A 2,654-nucleotide genomic window follows, 5' to 3' on the forward strand; every position below is an offset into this window, starting at 1 on the left:
TGTCATGCGCCACTGGAGCCAAACCTACAAGAGCTGCGGCTTGTTCGCCTGTGATGGTTCCAAGCTCTGGCATTTCAGCGACTAACATTGTGCTTGCCACTGGGCCTATTCTTGGAATGGAACGGAGAACACCAACGGTCTCGGAGAGCAAATCGTCACTCGATATGGCTGTGATTAAGCATGGAATAAGGACCCCATTTAAGGGGTTATCGGCATCCAAACGGGACCCCTTATTTAAAGGGTAACATGACCTTCGATTTCAATCGGAGGTTTTCTATTGGATGCTTATTGTGGAGACTATTTCGAAGATACGACGTCTTGCTCATGTGCAGGGCAAAACGATCAAAGCGATCTGTCGGGAACTGGGCGTTTCGCGCAAGGTTGTGCGGAAGGTTCTGCGCAGTGAAGAGACTGAGTTCAAATACGAGCGCTCCCGTCAACCGCAGCCAAAGCTCGGTCCCTGGCGTCACCATCTTGATGGAATACTGCTAGCTAATGAGGCAAAGGCCTCGCGCGAACGCCTGACGCTGATCCGGATATTCGAAGATTTACGCGATCTGGGTTACGCGGGTGGCTATGATACGGTCCGGCGTTATGCACGCTCATGGACAAAAGAGCGTGGGGCTGTGACGGCGGAAGCCTATGTACCACTTTATTACGCACCGGGCGAAGCTTACCAGTTCGACTGGAGCCACGAGATTGTTGTTCTAGGCGGTGTGACGACGACCGTGAAGGTTGCGCATGTCCGGCTCTGCCACAGCCGGATGATGTATGTGCGGGTCTATCCGCGCGAGACGCAGGAGATGGTCTTCGACGCTCATGACCGGGCATTCGCCTTTTTTGGCGGGTCCTGCACGCGCGGCATCTACGACAATATGAAGACAGCAGTGGAAACAGTCTTCGTCGGTAAAGAGCGTCAATACAATCGCCGCTTCCAGCAAATGTGCAGCCATTTCCTTGTCGAACCGGTGGCCTGTACACCGGCGTCGGGCTGGGAGAAAGGTCAGGTGGAGAATCAAGTTAATCTTGTCCGTGAACGCTTCTTCACACCGCGGCTGCGCTTCAAATCCTACGATGAGTTGAACGGCTGGCTGCTGGACAAATGCATCAGTTACGCCCGGGCTCATAAGCATGTCGATCAGACGAAGCGCACTATCTGGGAGGTGTTCGAAGAGGAGAAGTCCCATCTGGTCGGCTATCCCGGCAAGTTCGATGGCTTCCACGCGATACAGGCCTCGATCGGCAAAACTTGCCTCGTGCGTTTCGACAACAACAAATATTCGGTGCTGTCGACTGCCGTTGGCCGCCCAGCCGAGATCCATGCTTATGCCGACCGCATCGTCATACGGCAAAATGGTGTCGAGATAGGCCAGCATGAACGCTGCTTTGGTCGTGGCGAGACAATTTATAATCCATGGCATTATGTTCCGGTCCTGACACGCAAACCGGGAGCACTGAGGAACGGCGCACCATTCCTTGATTGGGTTCTGCCAGCTTCCATGGAGCATGTTCGACGGAAGCTTAAAAGCATGCATGATGGGGACCGACAAATGGTGTCGATCCTGGAATGTGTAGGTATCGACGGTCTTCCTACAGTCGAAGCGGCTTGCCAGGAGGCGCTTGATCAAGGTGTATTTTCCGCCGCTGTGATCATCAACATTCTGGCTCGCAAGCGAGACCCACAGCCCGCCGCCATTCTTTCCATCCCCGATGCGCTTCACCTAACCCATGAACCTTTGGCCGATTGCGCCCGTTACGACAGCCTCAGGAGGGCAAGCTGATATGGAACGATCTCAAATCTTCGACATGATGAGCACGCTGAAGCTTTACGGCATGCGCAGTGCCTATGACGAGATCATGGCCTCTGGCATCAAGCGCCAGCACGAGCCACCGCGCATTGTCGGCGACCTGTTGCAGTCGGAGATCGCCGAGAAACAAGCGCGCTCAATCAAATACCAGATCACCGTCGCAAAGCTGCCGCTGGCCAAGGACATCGACGACTTCGACTTTACTGACACGCCGGTCAACGAGGGACTGGTGCGCCAGCTCGCGAGCGGAGCTTTCCTTGCCGAGCAGCACAATATCGTCCTCGTTGGAGGAACTGGCACTGGAAAATCCCATTTGTCCATCGCACTTGCCCGTGCATTGATCCGCAACGGCGCGCGCGGGCGCTTCTACAACGTCGTCGATCTCGTCAATCGTCTTGAAACGGAAGCGCGTAATGGTAAGCAGGGGCGTCTTGCCGACTTTATCACAAGGCTCGACTTCGTCATTATGGACGAGCTTGGCTATCTTCCGTTCGCCCAGGCCGGCGGACAGTTGCTGTTCCACCTCATCAGCAAGCTCTACGAGCGGACTTCAATCATCGTCACCACAAACCTGACGTTCGGCGAATGGCCGACTGTCTTCGGCGACGCAAAAATGACCGCCGCTCTGCTCGACCGGCTTACCCATCATTGCGAGATCGTTGAAACGGGAAATGAATCGTGGCGCTTCAAAAACCGCTCTCAAAGCTAAAGCCGAAGAACGCTAACGACCCGCGCGCGCAGACCCTGCACTAAATTTAAAGTTCCGGGCCCGCGCACGCTAAACCTTGCAACCTAAAGGAGGGGTACTTTTTGGACGCCGATAAGGGGTCCCGTTTAAACGCCGAT

At 54.9% G+C, this 2,654-nt stretch carries 3 protein-coding genes; 2 read left to right on the forward strand and 1 reads right to left on the reverse strand.

Annotation, left to right across the window (positions count from 1 at the left end; genetic code table 11):
• Nucleotides 1-220 (reverse strand): transposase (locus ABE530_RS19465; RefSeq protein ID WP_499695702.1); only part of this gene is annotated, 220 nt, incomplete at its 3' end.
• A gap of 61 nt (nt 221-281) precedes the next feature.
• Here ABE530_RS19465 and istA point away from each other — a divergent pair.
• Together istA and istB are read left to right on the forward strand one after the other, a co-directional pair.
• The gene (istA, locus tag ABE530_RS19470; protein ID WP_499695703.1) at nt 282-1,781 is read left to right on the forward strand and encodes an IS21 family transposase; all 1,500 of its coding nucleotides are present in this window, start codon (nt 282-284) and stop codon (nt 1,779-1,781) included.
• Between the two features lies 1 nt (nt 1,782).
• On the forward strand, nt 1,783-2,517 hold the full coding sequence (gene istB / locus ABE530_RS19475) for an IS21-like element helper ATPase IstB (protein ID WP_499695704.1): 735 nt from the start codon (nt 1,783-1,785) through the stop codon (nt 2,515-2,517).
• Nucleotides 2,518-2,654 lie beyond the last annotated feature (137 nt).

Origin of the sequence: Brucella sp. TWI559, from assembly GCF_039674265.1 — a bacterium.
Taxonomy (GTDB): domain Bacteria; phylum Pseudomonadota; class Alphaproteobacteria; order Rhizobiales; family Rhizobiaceae; genus Brucella; species Brucella chromiisoli.